This is a genomic window from Rhodocyclaceae bacterium, assembly GCA_020248265.1.
Taxonomy (GTDB): domain Bacteria; phylum Pseudomonadota; class Gammaproteobacteria; order Burkholderiales; family CAIKXV01; genus CAIKXV01.
Genome location: JADCHX010000015.1, coordinates 33,870 through 50,771, shown reverse-complemented (window position 1 = coordinate 50,771; position 16,902 = coordinate 33,870). Strand labels below are relative to the sequence as shown.

General features: G+C 68.6%; 13 protein-coding genes. All 13 read right to left on the bottom strand.

Translation table 11 applies throughout. The annotated features are described in order from the left end of the window. Positions 1–2 precede the first annotated feature (2 nt). A complete protein-coding gene (locus ING98_14880; protein MCA3103147.1) occupies positions 3–755 on the bottom strand; it encodes a phytanoyl-CoA dioxygenase family protein in 753 nt (250 codons plus the stop codon). Positions 756–846: 91 nt separating this feature from the next. After that, positions 847–1,620 (bottom strand): dTDP-6-deoxy-L-hexose 3-O-methyltransferase, encoded by a 774-nt coding sequence (locus ING98_14875; protein ID MCA3103146.1) that lies wholly within the window; start codon positions 1,618–1,620, stop codon positions 847–849. A 5-nt stretch (positions 1,621–1,625) separates the two neighbouring features. Further along, positions 1,626–2,699 carry a hypothetical protein gene (locus ING98_14870; protein MCA3103145.1) on the bottom strand — a complete coding sequence of 358 codons (1,074 nt, stop codon included), beginning with the start codon at positions 2,697–2,699 and terminating at the stop codon, positions 1,626–1,628. A 23-nt stretch (positions 2,700–2,722) separates the two neighbouring features. Beyond that, positions 2,723–3,394 carry an acetyltransferase gene (locus ING98_14865; protein ID MCA3103144.1) on the bottom strand — a complete coding sequence of 224 codons (672 nt, stop codon included), beginning with the start codon at positions 3,392–3,394 and terminating at the stop codon, positions 2,723–2,725. A 2-nt stretch (positions 3,395–3,396) separates the two neighbouring features. Beyond that, positions 3,397–4,587, bottom strand: a complete 1,191-nt coding sequence (locus tag ING98_14860) for a DegT/DnrJ/EryC1/StrS aminotransferase family protein (protein ID MCA3103143.1) — start codon at positions 4,585–4,587, stop codon at positions 3,397–3,399. Then, the gene (locus ING98_14855) at positions 4,584–7,082 is read right to left on the bottom strand and encodes a tetratricopeptide repeat protein (GenBank protein ID MCA3103142.1); all 2,499 of its coding nucleotides are present in this window, start codon (positions 7,080–7,082) and stop codon (positions 4,584–4,586) included. Before ING98_14855 ends, ING98_14860 begins: the two co-directional genes overlap by 4 nt. 208 nt (positions 7,083–7,290) lie before the next feature. Continuing rightward, positions 7,291–7,821, bottom strand: coding sequence for a peptide deformylase (locus ING98_14850; protein ID MCA3103141.1), 531 nt, complete (start codon positions 7,819–7,821; stop codon positions 7,291–7,293). Further along, complete coding sequence (locus ING98_14845; protein ID MCA3103140.1) at positions 7,811–8,557, bottom strand: S-methyl-5'-thioinosine phosphorylase; 747 nt, start codon at positions 8,555–8,557, stop codon at positions 7,811–7,813. The genes ING98_14850 and ING98_14845 overlap by 11 nt, the downstream gene beginning before the upstream one ends. Positions 8,558–8,581: 24 nt before the next feature. Continuing rightward, positions 8,582–9,316: an amino acid racemase gene (locus tag ING98_14840; protein MCA3103139.1), complete on the bottom strand. Its 735-nt coding sequence runs from the start codon at positions 9,314–9,316 to the stop codon at positions 8,582–8,584. Further along, positions 9,313–9,864: a hypoxanthine-guanine phosphoribosyltransferase gene (locus ING98_14835; GenBank protein ID MCA3103138.1), complete on the bottom strand. Its 552-nt coding sequence runs from the start codon at positions 9,862–9,864 to the stop codon at positions 9,313–9,315. Before ING98_14835 ends, ING98_14840 begins: the two co-directional genes overlap by 4 nt. A gap of 46 nt (positions 9,865–9,910) precedes the next feature. Continuing rightward, complete coding sequence (ligA, locus tag ING98_14830) at positions 9,911–12,007, bottom strand: NAD-dependent DNA ligase LigA (protein ID MCA3103137.1); 2,097 nt, start codon at positions 12,005–12,007, stop codon at positions 9,911–9,913. A 10-nt stretch (positions 12,008–12,017) separates the two neighbouring features. Continuing rightward, positions 12,018–13,283 carry a hypothetical protein gene (locus tag ING98_14825; protein ID MCA3103136.1) on the bottom strand — a complete coding sequence of 422 codons (1,266 nt, stop codon included), beginning with the start codon at positions 13,281–13,283 and terminating at the stop codon, positions 12,018–12,020. Between the two features lie 9 nt (positions 13,284–13,292). Continuing rightward, a complete protein-coding gene (gene smc, locus ING98_14820) occupies positions 13,293–16,817 on the bottom strand; it encodes a chromosome segregation protein SMC (GenBank protein ID MCA3103135.1) in 3,525 nt (1,174 codons plus the stop codon). Positions 16,818–16,902: the final 85 nt, after the last annotated feature.

Below are 16,902 nucleotides of genomic sequence, written 5' to 3'. Positions count from 1 at the left end.
TCTCATCCCTGCCCGGGGCGGTACATGCGGCGCTGCGGCGGTTGGTACCACTCCTCGAGCGTCGCGGGAATGCGCGAGTAGTACCCGAGCACCTGGCGCTGCAGTTCGGACAGGGTGTCCATGCGCTCGTAGCCGAGCGCGCGCGGGTGGTCGAACTGCGGCTTTACCAGCGGACGGCTGAACATCGGCGTGACCGAGCGACGCGCGGCGGCCGTGTTGTTCACGCCAGCGGCGTGCCATAGGTTCGAATCGAACACGAGCAGGCTGCCGGCACGGCCGGTCGCGGCCTCGGCGCGCGCGGCGAATGCCTGGTCGGACGGCCGGTCCGGGCAATCGAGGTGGCTGCCGGTCATCATCAGCGTCGCGCCGTTGTGCACGGTGAAGTCGTCGAGCATCAGCAGTGTGTTGAGCAGCAGCGGCAGTTCGCGCGAACACGTGCGCACGTCGCGGTGGATGGCACTCGCGTAGGACGGGCTCGCGCGCAGGATGTTGCCCCCGAACGAGTTCAGGATGAACGGCCCGCCGAAGTGGGTCTCGAGGTGCGGGACGATCGGTGCCAGCCGGTCGATGAACTCGAGGAACGACTCGCCCTGGCCGACGAGATGGTGCAGCGTGCCTTCCGTGTCGAGCGCGATGCCGTTGGCCACCTGCAGACGACGGCACGTGGCGTAGGCCCGGTCGAGGTCGGCGCGCATCCGGCATACGAGGTCGTCGTCGACGAAGCGATCGATGACCAGCCATCCGCGCGTTGCCATCGCTGCGCAGAAGCGGTCGACGGTCAGCCCTGCGCGCAGGCAGTGCTGCGCAACGACCACGGGTTCGGTCATGTCGGGCATGCTCTGTTCCTCACTTTACGGTGACGATCGCCTTGGACGGATACAGAGCCGCCTTCTCGATCGTGTAGTCGATGTCCCGGAACACTTCCTTGAAGGCAATCGCCTCGCCGGGCGCGCCGGCCCAGGTCAGTTCGTCGAACACCAGCACACTGCCGGGCATCAACGACGACTTCATCGCCTTGAGCGCCTCGACCGTCGGCAGGTAGGTACCGATGTCGAAGAACGCCATCGCGACCAGCGTTTCCGGATGCTCGGCGAAATAGTTCGGGACGGTCTGGGTGGCATCGCCCTCCACCAGCCGGTGGTTGCCGCGCTGGTGGCCGAACGCGTTCGCGCCCTCGTGGGCCTCGAGCAGCATTGCGAGGTAGTGGCGGTATCCCGGAGGCGTCGCATAGGTACCGTCGCTCATCACGTCGCCGCGGATGTCCTTGTCGGTGAACGTGCGATAACCGGAGAACGTATCGAAACCGACGATCATGCGCTGCTTGTTGAAGGGTTCATGGATAGCCCGCAGGTTTTCCAGCAGCACCAGGTTCTGGCCCCACCAGACGCCCAGTTCGATCAGCACCCCGGGCAGGTGCCGGATGCGCTGGTAGATGTCGTTCATGAACAGGAACTTCACCAGCACCGAGCTGCGGGTGTACATGCCGAGGTTGAACATCAGGTGCTCGGGCGGCAGCGGCGACTCCCGGAACATCCGTTCGAGCTGCTGCCGCTGGCCGAGCTGCTGTTCGTCCGCCGAGGTGCCTTCGCTGCTGGTGCGCGTGCTTCCGTGGAGCGTCATCTGGTTCAGCCTTCCGCTGTCGGCCCGGTGCCGGCCCAGGGCCGCCCGGGCAGCCGGCCTTCGAGGATCGCGACGCCGATGCCGCTCTGCCCGAAGCCGTTGCCGTTGTAGAAAAGATATGTGCGGGTGTCGACGCGCACCGTCGACGGGTAGCAGGTCATGGTCGAGTCCCAGCCGTCGGTCGAGGGCGAGATGCCCGACTGCGCATCGCTGCGCACGAAGCGTTCGCCGTCGTCGGACCATGCGTAGCCGATCCGGTAGGCTCCGCTGCCGTCCCGGTAGTCGAGGCTGTGCCGATGGCAGTACCAGAGGTGGTAGCGCCCGCCCTCGCGCAGCACGGTCGGATGCGAGAACGCCTCCAGCGGATGGGCCTGCTCGACGCAAGTGACCGCCCTGCGCTGCCAGTGCACGCCGTCGTCGGAGCGCGCGTGCCGGATCACGTAGACCGGCTCGTAGCGGCCGCCGACTTCCACCCAGCGTTCGCCGGAGATGTACCACGCCTGCCAGCGCGCACCGCAGGCTGGCCGTGCGTCGGCGTCCTGCCCCGCCGGCTCGCATTCGATCCAGGGGGTGACGGCGAGGTACGGCTCTTCCGGCGTACGGTCGAGCACCGGACCCTGGTAGGCGCGCTGGAACGTAAGCCCACCATCGTCGCTGACCGCGAGCCCGGTCGCGTTGTGGTACGGCACGGTCAGCCGCCGGTTCCAGCCGCTGTAGTACATCCACACCCGGCCTTCCCGCTGATGCACCCAGGCCGGCATCACGCCCTCGTCGTCGAAGGTGCCCGGCGCGCCGAGCCCGAGCACGGGCGAGCGGTGGCAGTCGAGCAACCGTGTCGGATCGTCGCGGTCGACGTCGATGAAGGTCGGGAAGCTTCGGCCGTCCGCGCCGCGGCCGGCGTAGTACACGCGCAGGCGGTCCGTCATCACGAGCACCGTCGGAACCTGAGCATGGCTGCCGGCCCACTCGGGATGGGCACGCGGGTCGAACACCTGCCCGAGTTTGCGCCAGTGCCAGCCGGTGGCCGTGGCCTCGGCTGCAACAGGGCTGTCCGACGCGAGCGTGATCGGGGATGGCATCAGGGTATCCAGGGTCGCTCCACTCAGATGCCGCGCAGCCGGTGGCTGGGCACGCGCGAGGCTTCGGTCTTCGGGCCGACGTACACCTCGGCGTCCTTCGTGTCGGCGAGGATCACCACGCCGGCACCGATCACGTTGCGCGCGCCGATCCGGACATTGTCACGAATCGTCGCGTTGACGCCGATGAAGCTCGACTCGCCGACCTCGACCGATCCGGACACGACCACATGCGAGGCGAGGAAGCAGTGGTCGCCGATCGTCGAGTGGTGTCCGATATGGTTGCCCGCCCACAGCCATACATCGCGTCCGAGGCGCGAGAACGCCTGCACGTTGTTCAGTTCCATCACGAAGGTATTGCTGTCCGGCACCACTTCGCCAGCGACCCGCGCACGCGAGCTGATGTAGTTCGCGCAGCGGTAGCCATCGGCCTGCACCCTTGCCACCGTGCCGGCGCGTGCCTGGTTCAGACGCCCGTAGGCGATCGCCACGAACATCGCATGGGTCGCGGCTGGCCAGCACGCCATCGCCTGCGCATACGGCAGCACCGGCAGGCCGAGCAGGGTGTCGGCAGCGAGATACTCCGGGTCGACCGTGAATCCGACCACCTCGTAGTCCGAATCGTGCGCGAAGCAGTGCCATGCCACCTCCGCGATCTGGCCGGCGCCGAACACCACCAGCGGCTGACGCGAGGCCATCGCTAGCCCACCGCGCGCAGGTGCGCGCCGCGCGAACTGCTGCTGCGCGTAGCCTTGGCGACACCGGTACGGCCACGCCCGCCCAGCGAGAGTATGGCCTGCAGCGCACCGGTCACCCGCTCGATGTCGGCCAGGCTCATCTCGAGGTGGAACGGCAACCCGAGCAGATGCTGGTCCAGGTGCTTGACGAGCACATGGTCATCGGCCTGCGTCAGCGACAGGAATGCGGGGTGAGCATAAATGCCCGGGCAGTACCAGCGGCGCGAGCCGATACCGCGCGATGCAAGGAACTCCGCCACGGTTTCCGCGCGCAGCCGGTCTGGCAAGCGCACCACGCCCAGCGAATAGACGCCGCCGGCCGGACGCTCCTGCAGCACGATCTCCGGGCAGGTATCCGTCAGCGCCTGCCGGTAGGTCGCCATCAGCCGGCGCCGCGCCGCGCTGATCGCGGGCCAGCGATCGAGGGCGGCCAGCCCGACGGCGGCGGCATACTCGCTCATCTTGCCGTTGACCCCGATATCCGAGATCAGGCCACCCGCAGACATGTAGCCGAAATTGGACAGGCGTCGCACCCGCGCGACGATCTCGGCATCGCGCGCGACCACGAAGCCGCCCTCCCCGGCACCCAGCGCCTTGGTCGCATGCATGCTGTAGGCGACCACGGTATGGCGGCCGATGCGCTGGTTGCCGAAGGCTCCTGCGGCATCGATCACGACAGGGACGCCGGTCTCCTCGGTCAGCTGATCCCAGGCGTCTGCGTCGAGTGCACCGCCGAACGCGGCCACCGGCATGATCGCCCGGATGCCGCGCACCCGGTTCATCGCAGCGCGCGCGATCTCCGGTGTCAGCACCCAGCGCGCCGGGTCGACGTCGGCGAGAACCGGCTCGAACCCGGCCTGGAGGATGCCGGATACCGTGCCGGGAAACGTCAGCGAAGGCACGAGCACCTTCACCCGCGGACGGTCGACGCTCGCCATCAGCGCGAGTTGCAGGCCGACGGTGCAGTTGGCGACGGTGGTCAGGGCCACCGGCTGCTCGCTCAGTGCGGCGCAGTCGGCAGACAGCCGTTTCTCGAGCTCCAGGCACAGGGGCCCGAAGTTGGCGTACTGCTGCGCCTCGTCGATCCGCCGCAGGTAGGGCAACAGGTCGTCCACCGACGGCATGTCGGGCTTGAGCACCGGGATGGGGTTCATGCTGCTGCCTCCTTTCGGGCCACGCTTTCGACCAGGAATCCGGCCATTTCCGCTGCGCAGTCCGCCTGTCGGAACAGAACATCGGACCGGGCCCGCAAATCTTGAGCGAGCTGCTGGCGCAGCGACGGTTCCGCGGCCAGCGTCACCGCGCGCGAAACGAAATCGTCGACGTCGGCGGCCACCAGCCAGTCGATTTCCATCATGCGCAGCAACGCCTGGGTACCGCGCCCCGACAGGCGTTCGGACGGCAGGGTCAGCACCGGTATCGCCTGCCCGAGCGCGTTGATGGCGGTCGTGCCCATTCCGAAAGGCCAGCAGTCGAGGACCGCATCGGCTGCCTGCAGCCAGGACTGGAAGGTCCGCGCATCCGCCCAGGGCTCGAACCGTACCCGGCCTGCGGCGGCACCCATGGTCTCGCGCTGGCGCGCCTCGGTCAGCACACGCCAGTGCGCCTGTCGCTCGTCCTCGAACAGCACCACGCAGGCCTTCGGGTCGCGCTCGATCAGGGCAGCCAGGGCCACGTCGAAATCCGGGTGCAGCTTGTGCAACTTTACCGGGCACAGGTACACATGCTCGCCGGCTAGCCCCAGCTGGGCCCGGCTCGCCAGGTCGGGCATGACGGCCGGCCGGGTGAGCACGCTGTTGTAGGCGTCCAGCAGCACCAGTTGCTCGCTGTAGAAGGCCTGTGCGGCTGGCGTCTCCAGCCAGCGGCTGGACAGCAGGTAGTCGATGTTCGGGCTACCGCTGGTCTCGGGATGGCCACCGCTGAGGCACTGCACCCGGGCAAGGCGCGACAACGAGAGCGGATAGGTGATCCGATCCATGCCGATGTCGGTGTAGAACAGGACATCCAGGTCGAGCGAGGCGATCGCCGCGCGTATCGAGGACAGGTTGCCGCGTGGCGAGATCCAGCCGGCGCAATTCGACCGGATGCTCGTCGTCACCTCGTCGTCCTTGTGCCCGAGCGAGATGCCGACGATCTCCAGCCTTGGATCGGCAGCCAGACCGGCGATCAGCCGCGTGAACGACATACCGACCGAATGCCGGAAGAAATACTGCGACACGAATCCGACCCGCACGCGAGAGCGGGTACGCGGTGCCCCGACATGCGGCGATTCGCAGCCGAGCTCGGGCGCCATCTTCAGGTAGAGGGCGGCCAGGTCGGACAGCGTCTGGCGATTGTTCCACCCACGATAGGCGAAGTAGAACGGCGGATCGAGGTACTTCATCACCCGGGCCTCGGTCGCGCTTTGCGGCGCGGCGGCCAGCGACTGCATGTCGGCGCGGATGCGCTGGCGGTCGGCCTCGATCGAGGCCTTCGTGCCCATGATCGCGGGCAGCAGCGTCGCTGCCCGCAGGCGCAGCGTGGCGTCGTCCGACAGCGCCGCCGCATGCAGGAAGGTCTGCCGCGCCGCAGCTGTATCGCCGAGTTGTACTAAGGTCATCGCCAGGTTTGCATGCGCCTCCGCGAAACCGGGGCGCAGCGCGATCGCGCTCCTGAAGGACGATGCCGCGTCCCGCGCTCGACCGAGTTCCTGCGCTGCGAGGCCGGCGCCATTGAGCGCCTCGACGAACGACGGTGAGAGCTCCAGGGCACGTCGGAAGTCTTCGGCGGCCTCCGGGAAACGCTGCTCGCGCAAGTCCACGTTGCCGAGGTTGTTCAATGCTTCGGCGTGGGCGGGGTCGGCATCGAGCGCGCACAGGAAGCATGCGCGCGCATCGTCGAGCAGATGCTCGTCCAGGAACAGGATGCCCAGGTTGTTGTAGGCGCCAGCGTGCGCAGGCGCCAGTTCGAACACGCGCTCGTAGGCGGCCACCGCATCGACGCCGCGACCGAGCGCAGCGAGCGCAGCGGCCCGGCAGAAGTGGGCATCGGCATCGTCGGGCCGCTGTTCGCAGGCTCGCTCGAAGCAGTCGAGTGCCTCCGCTCGCCGGCCGACGGCTTCGAGGATGACGCCGAGGTTTCGCCAGGCTTCGGGGAACGCAGGGCGCTGGGCAACCGCGCGGCGCAGCGCGGCGATCGCGTCGTCTTTGCGCATCAGCGCACCGAGTTCGTTGCCCAGATTGCACCATGCCTCGGGGAACACCGGCTGCAGTTTCACCGCCCGGCGATAGGCCTTCTCGGCGTCCGCATGGCGCTCGAGCTTCTGCTGCGCGAAGCCCAGCTTGAACCAGCCGAGCGCGCTGCCGCGGGCACGCGCGACGCAACGCTCGAATGCCTCGGTCGCAAGTGCATCGGCGCCGGTCTCCGCATGCAGGTCGCCGATCGCCATCCACACGTCGGCCTGCATAGGATCCGCTGCGATCGCCTGCTGCAGGCAGGACATGGATTGTTCCCGGTCACCGCTGGCCTTCTCGAGCAGGCCGAGCAGGTACAGCACCCGCGCGCTGTCGGGCTGCGCGTCGAGGATCGAACGGTAGGCGCGGCGCGCTGCGTCGAACTGGCCGGAATCGTGCAGCAGGGCCGCTTCAGCCAGGGTTGGCCCGGCGCTCATGACGCGGCTCCGGCGACGTCATGCTGCCGCCCGGACCGGCAAGGCTTGCCACGCGTGGCGCGATGTCGGCAGGAAATGTCGAGATGGCAGTTCATGCACACGACGAGTGCAGAAAGCGTGCCACCGCACCGACACAGGCATCCTGTGCGGCGCGCGGCGACGCTGCCTGGCACCAGGCCAGTGCCTGGCCCGCCGCGGGACGACGATGCTAGTCGTCCGCCAGGGCCTCGCCGGGGAACAGGGCTTCGCTGAACCCGAACTGACGCAGGTCGCGGATGCGCATCGGATAGAGGATGCCCATCAGGTGGTCGCATTCGTGCTGCACCACCCGCGCATGGAAGCCCGACACCGTACGATCGACCGGCTCACCCGACGGGGTCAGGCCGCGGTAGCGCAGATGCTTCCAGCGCGGCACCACGCCACGCATGCCGGGCACCGACAGACAGCCCTCCCATCCGTCCTCGATTTCCTCGCCTGCAGGCTCCAGGACCGGATTGAGCAGTTCGGTGTACGGCACATCGTCCGCGTCGGGATAGCGCGGATTGGACGCGACGCCGAAGATCACCACCTGCAGCGAGATACCGATCTGCGGCGCGGCAAGCCCTGCGCCATCGAGGGCGGCCATCGTGTCACGCATGTCCTGCAGCAGGGCCGCGAGCTCGGGCGTACCGAATGCATCGACCGGCCGCGCGACCTGCAGCAGCACGGGGTTTCCCATCCGCAGGACGTCACGAACCATGGCATTCCACGCATCGGTCGAGGATATGCTGGACCCGCTGCATGGCCACCGAAAGCACGCCACCGATGATGTGCAAGTCGATCGCATGCGCACTGTTGCCGCGGCCGGCGGCGAAGTTGGCCACCACGGCGAGAGCCGCATAGGAAAGCCCGAGCTCGCGCGCCAGCGCGGCCTCGGGCATTCCGGTCATGCCGACCATGTCGGCGCCGTCGCGCTCGAGCCGGTCGATCTCGGCAGCGGTCTCCAGCCGCGGCCCCTGCGTTACCGCATAGACACCGTCCGCAATCATCGCTTCGCCTGCGGCTGCCGCTGCTGCCAGCAGGCTCGCCCGCAGCTGCGGGCAGTAGGGCTCGGTGAAGTCGACATGCGTGACGGGCTGATCGGGTCCCTCGAAGAAGGTTCCGCGGCGGCCGTGCGTGTAGTCGATGATCTGGTGCGGTACCGCGAGCACGCCTGGCGCCAGGTCTGCGCGGATGCCACCGACGGATGCAACGGAAATGATCGCGTCTACGTTCTCCTCGCGCAGTGCCCAGATGTTCGCGCGGTAGTTGACCTCGTGCGGCGCGATCGTGTGGCCATGTCCGTGGCGCGGCAGGAACACCACGTCGCGCCCGCACAGGCGCCCGAACGTCAGTGCGCCCGAGGGTTCGCCATAGGGTGTGCGCACCACGCGCCGGTGCGGCGCCTCGATCGTGGCAAGCTTCCCGAGGCCGGAGCCTCCGATGATCGCGAGCATGTGAGTCCTTTGTTCCGGAGCGTGTCAGTACGCAGAAGCGGGGGTGGACGGCGCACGCCCTTCGACCGCCCAGTCGAACGCGCGCTCGCACTGTATGCGCACGGTATCGAGCACCGGCAGCGCGGAAGCCTCCGGCTTCATGGCCAGTGGCAGTTCGGTGCATCCAAGTACCACCGCATCGAGCGAAGCATGGCGATCGACGACGCGCAGCAGGCGGTCCTGGTACTCGTCCAGCCATTCGCCGCGCGCAAGCGGTGCCTGGATCGCCTGCACCTCGGCACGGTCGGGAACATCCGGAACCACCGCCTCGATGCCGTGCGCCGCCAGGCGCCGCGCGAAGAAGCCGTCTTCCATCGTGAAGCGGGTGGCGAGCAGGAGCACCCGGCGATACCCCGCAGCCCGGGCCACGTGGGCCGTCTCGTCGACGATGTGGAACAGCGGCATCGGCAGCGCCAGCCGGTCGACAAAGGTATCCAGCGACTTGTGAAGCGTGTTGTTGCCGAGGATGATGCAGCCGGGCCGGCAGGCCGCCAGTGCGCGCAGTTCGGCCTCGAGCAACGGTGCGATGCCGTCGAATGCCTCGGGCGGAACGCCGTCACCCGGATAACGGCTGCGGATATCGTGGTAATCGATGCTGTGCACGAGCAGCCGCGCGGAGTGGTGGCCGCCGAACCGTTCCTGGGCGAGTTCGTTCAGGAGTCGGTAGTAGATCACGGTTGAGGGCCAGCTGGTCCCGCCGAGAAGGCCGATCGTCTTCAAGGCTGCCGGCCGACCGCGTAGATCCCCGGCAGGTTGCGCCAGGCGCCGTTGACGTCCATGCCGCAGCCGAACACATAACGGTCGGGAACCGTCACGCCGACATAGTCGGCGCGCACGGGCTTCTCCTGCTGCAGCAGCTTCTCGCAGAGCACGGCACTGTGGAACGCGCGCACGCCCTCGGACAGGAACCGCTCGCGCACCGCCGCCAGCGTGCGCCCTTCGTCCAGGATGTCGTCGACCACCAGGACCGTGCGGTCCTTCAGCGGTACGTGCGGTGCGACTGGCCAGCGGACCTCGCCGCCGGTGGTACCGCCGCGATAGCGCGTCACGTGGATGAAGTCGAACTCCAGCGGGAAGCGCAGGCGCGGCAGCAGTTGCCCCGCGAAAACGACGCCACCACCCATCACCGCCAGTACCAGCGGTTCGGTATCGCGGAGCCGCGCGACGATCTGCACAGCCACACGGTCGATCGCCTGCGCGATCTCGGCCTCGCCATGAAGCAGCTCGGCGGCTTCGAGGATGTTCCAGGCCTGCGTTCGGTCGATCATCGCTTGCTCATGGTCGTTTCCAGTCTATTCGATCGGCCACGGCGACTCAATCGGCCCCGTCGGCCCCGGCGCCCTGCCTCAGCAGTACCTGCAACCCAGCCTCGTCGAGCACGGCGACGCCCAGCGCGCGGGCCTTCTCGAGCTTGCTGCCAGCCTCGTCGCCGGCCACCACGTAGTCGGTCTTCTTCGACACGCTGCCCGCCACCTTGCCGCCCGCCGCTTCGATCAGCGCACGAGCCTCGTCGCGCGACAGCCCTGGCAGGGTGCCGGTCAAGACGAACGTCCTGCCAGCGACCGCCCCGGCGCCATCCACGACCGTCGGGCCCGCCGCGACTGGCTGCGGCTGTACGCCGGCCTGCAACAGCGCATCGATCACTTCGCGGTTATGCGACTGCGCGAAGAACGTGGCGATGCTCTGCGCGACCACCGGACCGACATCGGGCACCTGCAGCAGCTCGGGCTCGGTGGCGCGCATCAAGGCCTCGAGTGTCCGGAAATGCCGAGCGAGGTCGCGCGCGGTCGTCTCGCCTACGTTGCGAATACCCAGCGCGAACACCAGCCTGGAGAGGGTGGGACGGCGGCTGGCGTCGATCGCGGCGACCAGGTTTCCTGCGGACTTCTCGGCCATTCGTTCCAGCCCGCCCAGCTGCCCCACGGTGAGCCGGTACAGGTCGGCGGGCGTGCGCACCAGCGGCGTGGCCTGCGCGGACGGCAAGCCTGGGTCGTCGCCGGGCGCCGGGACGCCGCCCACCAGCTGATCGACCAGCTTCTCCCCGAGGCCTTCGATGTCCATCGCCCGGCGCGAGGCGAAATGCAGCAGCGCCTGCTTGCGCTGCGCCGCGCAGAACAGCCCCCCCGTACAGCGGCTGATCGCCTCGCCGTCCGGCTTCACGACCGCCGAACCGCAGACCGGGCACCGGCTCGGCATCGTGAATACGATCGTATCCGGCGGCCGCCGTTCCGGCACGATCCGCACGACTTCGGGGATCACATCGCCGGCGCGCCGTACCACCACCACGTCTCCGACCCGGACATCCTTTCGCCGCACCTCGTCTTCGTTGTGCAGGGTGGCGTTGGTGACGGTGACGCCGCCCACGAACACCGGCCTGAGCCGCGCGACCGGCGTCAGTGCCCCGGTGCGTCCGACCTGCACGTCGATGCCGGCCAGTTCGGTCAACGCCTCCTCGGCCGGGAACTTGTGCGCGAGGGCGAACCGTGGTGCGCGCGACACGAACCCCAGGCGCTGCTGATCGACGATCGAATCAACCTTGTAGACGACGCCGTCGATGTCGTAGGGCAACATGCCTCGGCGTCCGCCGATGTCGCGGAAATAGCCGAGCAGCCCGTCCACTCCGCTCACCGTCGCGCGATCGGGTGTGACCGGAAAGCGCAGCGAAGCCAGCCAGTCCATGAGCGCGCTGTGCCGGTCTGCCGGCAGTTGTACGTCGTCCCCGGCGACGACGCCATAGGCGAAGAACCACAGGCGGCGCGCGGCAGTCACCGTCGGGTCGAGCTGGCGCAGCGAGCCAGCCGCCGCGTTGCGCGGATTCACGAACTCGCGCTCTCCGCGCGCGCGCTGTGCGTCGTTGATCCGCATGAAGTCGCGCCGAAGAATCAGGACTTCCCCTCTGACTTCCAGCAGTGGGGGGGCGGTCTCGATGCGCAGCGGGATCGCCTGCATCGTGCGCAGGTTCGCGGTCACGTCCTCCCCCGCCTCGCCGTCGCCGCGTGTGGCACCGGTCGCGAACCGGCCGTCGACATAGGTGAGACTCACGGCGAGGCCGTCGAACTTGGGTTCCACGGCGTAGCGAATCGGGCCGCCGCTGCCCAACGCCTCGCGCGCGCGTCGATCGAAGGCGACGACCTCCTCGTCGCTGAACGCATTGTTCAGCGAAAGCATCGGCACCCGATGCGCGACGGTGGCAAAGGCCGAAGAAGGTGCGGCACCGACCCGCTGCGTCGGCGAATCCGGGGTCGCCAGCCCGGGGTGCGCACGCTCCAGGGCGTCCAGTTCCTGGAACAGACGGTCGTACTCGGCATCCGGCACCGACGGCGCGTCCAGCACGTAATACGCGTGCGAATGGCGGTGCAGTTCCTGCCTCAGCCAGGCCACCCGTGACGCCGGATCTTCAGAACCTGCCATGGCCACGAGCCTAGCCGAAGATGCGACGCGCGATCGCGTCCCCGGGCTCGATGCCCCGTGCCCGCATCGCCTTGAGCATCGATGCCAACTGCACGCGGATGCGGCCGATGCTCGCCTCGTCGAGCACGCGCCCGGAGTCGTCGATTACGCTGCCCGACAGCGCCTGCGCGAACTGTCGGGCCTGGGTCGCCATGCGCTCGAACTGCGCGACCGTACCGGGCGCACGCGGCACGTCGAGCAGCAGCGAGATCGCGCGCACCGCCTGGCTGCGCAGGGCCTGCGGATCGAGGCCACCGCCATTGCCATCGGTCAGCGTGCACAGCGTATTGCCCGCATCGTCGGCCAGCACGTAGGTGTGGTCGGGCAGCGCCCGGAAGCCCGCCGCCTCGATCAGTCCACGCAGCTTCGTTCCGGCAAACCCGCCGCTGGACGCCGCGACGTTCAACCCGATGGCGACATCGACCGAGTTGCAGAACTCGTACAACGCGCCCGCCTGGGCTGCGCTGGTCGCGGGGTCGGGGGCCGTGACCTGCCCGCCAACGCTGGCGGCCGCCCGATGGGCATTCGAGACAAACACCTGCAGTTCGGCCGTGGACGCAGGACCGCGCGGATCCACCACCTGGATGCGCAGGATACGGTCGATGGTCGCCTGCTCGCCGACCTCGTCGCCGTCCGCGCTGGCGATGGCGAGCAGGTCCGGATCGAGCCAGTCGGAAAGCCGACGCTCGCCCGACACGTCGGAACGGATCACCGCCAGCGCGGCCGCATCGACGATCGCCGGCAACCGGAACACAATGGGATACCAGAGTCCGGCCGGTCCCTCGAGGCCGGTGGCAGGCTCAGCCCGCGGATCGACGCGGCGCGTGCCGGTGTGCACCGCAGGCGCACTGGCACCGGAGGCGGCCGGTGCGGACGGTCCCGCGTCCAGCGATGGGCGTGCGCCATCGGCGCCCGGGTCAAAGCCCGGCTCCGCCCGCTCGTGCACAGCGGTGGCAAACGCACCGAGGATGGGTTCGCGCCGCTCATCGAGGCGATGGCCGGGCTGAACCGCCGGCTCGATCATGGGCGGGTCGTCGCGCGCGTCGACCGCTTCGACACGACCGGATACGCCGGATTCGCGCGGGTGGTCGCCGGGCAGCAGCGCATCGTCCTGAGCATCCGGCAGCAACGCGTCCGACTTGCGGCGGAACTGGCGCTCCTGCCATTGATTGTAGATCGCGACCGCCACTACGGCGAGCACGCCGAGGACGATCAGTGCTCCCTGCAGATCAGTCATCGGTATCGGTCACGCTGCCTGATCTTCGGTGAGACGCATCGCCTGCTCCATGTCGACGGTCACCACCCGCGATACGCCCTGCTCCTGCATCGTCACCCCGACGAGCTGGTGTGCACCTTCCATCGTGATCTTGTTGTGCGAGATGAACAGGAACTGGGTGTGCTCGGACATCTTGGTGAGCAGGTTGCGGAAGCGTTCGGTGTTCGTGTCGTCGAGCGGCGCATCGACCTCGTCGAGCAGGCAGAACGGGGCGGGATTGAGCTGGAACAGCGAAAAAACCAGCGACATCGCGGTCAGCGCCTTCTCACCGCCGGACAGGAGCTGGATCGACGCATTCTTCTTGCCCGGTGGGCGGGCGAAGATCTGGACGCCACTGTCGAGGATCTCTTCGCCGGTGAGCACCAGTTCGGCATGGCCGCCACCGAACAGCGCCGGGAACATCCTGGCGAGGTGACCATTGGCCTCGGCGAAGGTCGCCATCAGGCGCTCGCGGGTTTCCTTGTCGATGCGCCGGATCGCGGTCTCGAGCGTGCCGATCGCCTCGTTCAGGTCGGCTGCCTGCGCGTCGAGGGCGTTCTTCTTCTCGGTCGCCCCACCGAGTTCCTCGAGCGCTGCCAGGTTCACCGCACCGAGCGCGTTGATCTCGGCCTGCAGGCGATTGATCTCGCCGGCCAGCGTCCGCGGGCGCGGCCCGTCCTCGGCCCGCGCCGCCAGCGCGGCCTCGTCGGCGCCCGACTCGACCAGCTTGGCGGCGAACTGTTCCTCGGTAAGCCGCGCCTCCTGCTCCTTCAGCTTCGCCTCGCCGATCGCATTGCGCAGCGGCTCGTGCTTCTGCTCGGAAGTCAGGCGCTCCTCGTCGATGCTGCGCAGCTGCGATTCGAGCCCTGACAAGGTGTTGCGCGCAGCCGACATCGCGGCCTCGCGCACTTCACGGGCCGAGAGGGCGGCCTGCAAGGCTTCGACGATCGGTGCTTCTTCGAACTGCTGCGCCTCGGCCGCCAGCCGATCGACTTCAGCGACGAGCCCGGCCAGTTCGCGTTCGCTGACGGCCACCGCGTTCTCGCCGTCCCGGATCCTCGACTGCGCGGACTCCATGCGGTAGCGCAGCTGCTGCACCGCCTGGGTCGCCTGCTGCGCAGAGTCGCGCGCCCGCGACAGCTGCCCCTGCGCCCGGCCTGCGTCCGAGCGCGTGGTAGCGAGTTGGGCGCCGATCGACTGCAGCTGCTCGGCAAAGCGTTGCAGGTTCTGGTCGGTTTCGGCCAGGCGAGTGACCTCGGCCGCGCGCTCGGTCTCGATCTCGGTCGACTCGCGGTCGATCTGCGCGATGCGCTGCTCGACGCGGTCGGCCTGTTCGGTCTGGCGCACCAGATGCATCTGCGAAGCGTGCTGGTTCTGCCGCAGTTCATCGGCCAGCCGGCGCTTGTCGGCGAGGTCACGGCGCGCACGCGCCACCCCTTCGGTGGCCTCGATGTGGCGGCCACGCGCATCCGACAACTGACCGGACATCGTCTCGATCTGCGCCGCCAGCGCCTCGATCTCGCGCTGGCGGGCCAGCACGCCATGCACTTCGGAATCGGGGGCGTAGAACACGACACTGGAGCGGCTGAGCAGATGACCTTCGCGGGTAACCATCATCGCGCCGGCGGGCAACCGCTCGCGCAGCCGCATGCCCTCGTCGAGGGTCGCCGCGATAAAGACCTGGCTCAGCCAGTCGCCCAGCACCGGCTCGGTACGCGCATCCTCGCAGCTCACCAGTTCGCGCAGCGGACGGCCGAGCACGCCAAGTGACCCGGTAGTGGCAGCGCCAGCGGAAAGCTCGTACACCGCGACCTTGGCGCCCGGCATGTCGCCCAGCCAGCCCGCACCGGCATCGATGCGCTCGACCGCGAATGCATTCAGACGCTCACGCAGCACCGCTTCGAGCGCATTTTCCCAGCCCTCCTCTATGCGCAGCCCCTGCCAGAGGCGACGCGCATTGGCCAGCCCGTGCCGGGCCGCCCAGTCGCGCGTGGCCTGTGCATTGGCCAACCGACTCTGCAATTGCTCCAGGGCATCGCGCCGCGCCTGCACCCTGGTAAGTTCGCGGTTCGCCCCGTCGACGGCCGACTGCGCCTCGCGCGCGGCGATCTCGCCCTGCGCCAGCGTCTGCTCGGCCGACGAAGCGCCGGCCCGCATCTCGGCGAGCTGGGCACCGAGCGCCGCCACGGCTTCCTGCATCGCCGCCAGTGCCTCGCGATCGGGCGGCTGCAGCCCGGCGCGCTCGGCCGCCAGCCGCTGAGCCCGCTGGCCAAGCTGTTCGGCCAGCCGCTGGGACGAACCGCGGCGGGTCTCTTCGACCTGCCAGAGCTGCTCGGCCTGCGCCAGCGCGCGCTCTGCCTCGCGCACGCGTGCATGGGCATCGCGTGCCGCCGCCTCCGACTGCGGCAGCAGTGCGGATTCGTGCTCGGCGTTGGCGCGCGCAGTGTCCGCCTGAGCCTCGAGCGACTTCGCATCGCCCTGCCATTGGGCGAGACTGGCAATCAGACCATCGCGGCGCTCGCCAGTCTGCTCGAGGCGCGCGCGCGCCTGCACCAGTTGGCTCTCGACGCGCGAGCGCGTATCGCGCAGGTGGGCGAGCTGCTGTTCGAGGCGGGCCACTTCCGCGTTCGACTCGTACAGTTCGCCCTGCGCCACGCGCGTGGCATCGTTGGCGAGCTGCTGCTCGTCGCGCGTCGCGGCGAGACGCTTCTCGACCTCGCGCAGTCGCGCGGTCTCGGTCTCGAGTTCGATCGACAGCCGCTCGACTTCGCGCTGCTGGCGCTCGCGCAAAGCGCTCGCCTCGCTGCGGCGCAGGTACCAGAGCAGGTCCTGCGCCGACGTGAGTTCGGTCGTAAGCTGCTGGAACTGTGCGGCGACTGCGGCCTGCGAGGTGAGCCGCTCGATCTGCCGCTCCAGCTCGAGCCGGATGTCATCCACGCGCGCCAGGTTCTGGCGCGCGTCGGAAAGCCGGTTCTCGGTCTCGCGGCGGCGCTCCCGATAGCGCGACACCCCGGCAGCCTCTTCAAGGAAGACGCGCAGTTCCTCCGGCTTGGCATCGATGATGCGCGAAATGGTGCCTTGCTCGATGATCGCGTAGCCGCGGCCGCCGAGACCGGTGCCGAGGAAAACGTCGGCAACATCGCGCCGACGCACATGCTGGTTGTTGATGTAGTAGGCCGAGTCGCCGTCCCGCTCGAGCACCCGCTTGATCGACAATTCGGCATAGCTCGCCCACTGCCCGCCGGCCTTGCCGAGGCTGTTGTCGAACACGAGTTCGACGCTCGCACGGTTCGCCGGCTTGCGGGTGGCCGAGCCGGCGAAGATCACGTCCTGCATGGTCTCGCCGCGCAGGTGGCGCGCGGAAGATTCGCCGAGCACCCAGCGGGTTGCGTCGATCACGTTCGACTTGCCGCAGCCGTTCGGGCCGACCACGCCGACGATCTGCCCGGGCAGGCGGATCTGCGTGGGATCGACGAACGACTTGAATCCGGACAGGCGTATTTCGGTCAGGCGCACTTAGGTAGCTTCGACGGTCTGATGGGAGTAACCCGTGAGTTTAGCCGAAGGCAACCCGGCAGGCGGCTTGACCGTCGGGATCGAT

Bases quoted from the DNA above. Each gene is read 5' to 3' on its own strand.
- ING98_14880 (MCA3103147.1), bottom strand. From the start codon at position 755: ATGGCAACGCGCGGATGGCTGGTCATCGATCGCTTCGTCGACGACGAC.
- ING98_14875 (MCA3103146.1), bottom strand. From the start codon at position 1,620: ATGACGCTCCACGGAAGCACGCGCACCAGCAGCGAAGGCACCTCGGCG.
- ING98_14870 (MCA3103145.1), bottom strand. From the start codon at position 2,699: ATGCCATCCCCGATCACGCTCGCGTCGGACAGCCCTGTTGCAGCCGAG.
- ING98_14865 (MCA3103144.1), bottom strand. From the start codon at position 3,394: ATGGCCTCGCGTCAGCCGCTGGTGGTGTTCGGCGCCGGCCAGATCGCG.
- ING98_14860 (MCA3103143.1), bottom strand. From the start codon at position 4,587: ATGAACCCCATCCCGGTGCTCAAGCCCGACATGCCGTCGGTGGACGAC.
- ING98_14855 (MCA3103142.1), bottom strand. From the start codon at position 7,082: ATGAGCGCCGGGCCAACCCTGGCTGAAGCGGCCCTGCTGCACGATTCC.
- ING98_14850 (MCA3103141.1), bottom strand. From the start codon at position 7,821: ATGGTTCGTGACGTCCTGCGGATGGGAAACCCCGTGCTGCTGCAGGTC.
- ING98_14845 (MCA3103140.1), bottom strand. From the start codon at position 8,557: ATGCTCGCGATCATCGGAGGCTCCGGCCTCGGGAAGCTTGCCACGATC.
- ING98_14835 (MCA3103138.1), bottom strand. From the start codon at position 9,864: ATGATCGACCGAACGCAGGCCTGGAACATCCTCGAAGCCGCCGAGCTG.
- ligA (MCA3103137.1), bottom strand. From the start codon at position 12,007: ATGGCAGGTTCTGAAGATCCGGCGTCACGGGTGGCCTGGCTGAGGCAG.
- ING98_14825 (MCA3103136.1), bottom strand. From the start codon at position 13,283: ATGACTGATCTGCAGGGAGCACTGATCGTCCTCGGCGTGCTCGCCGTA.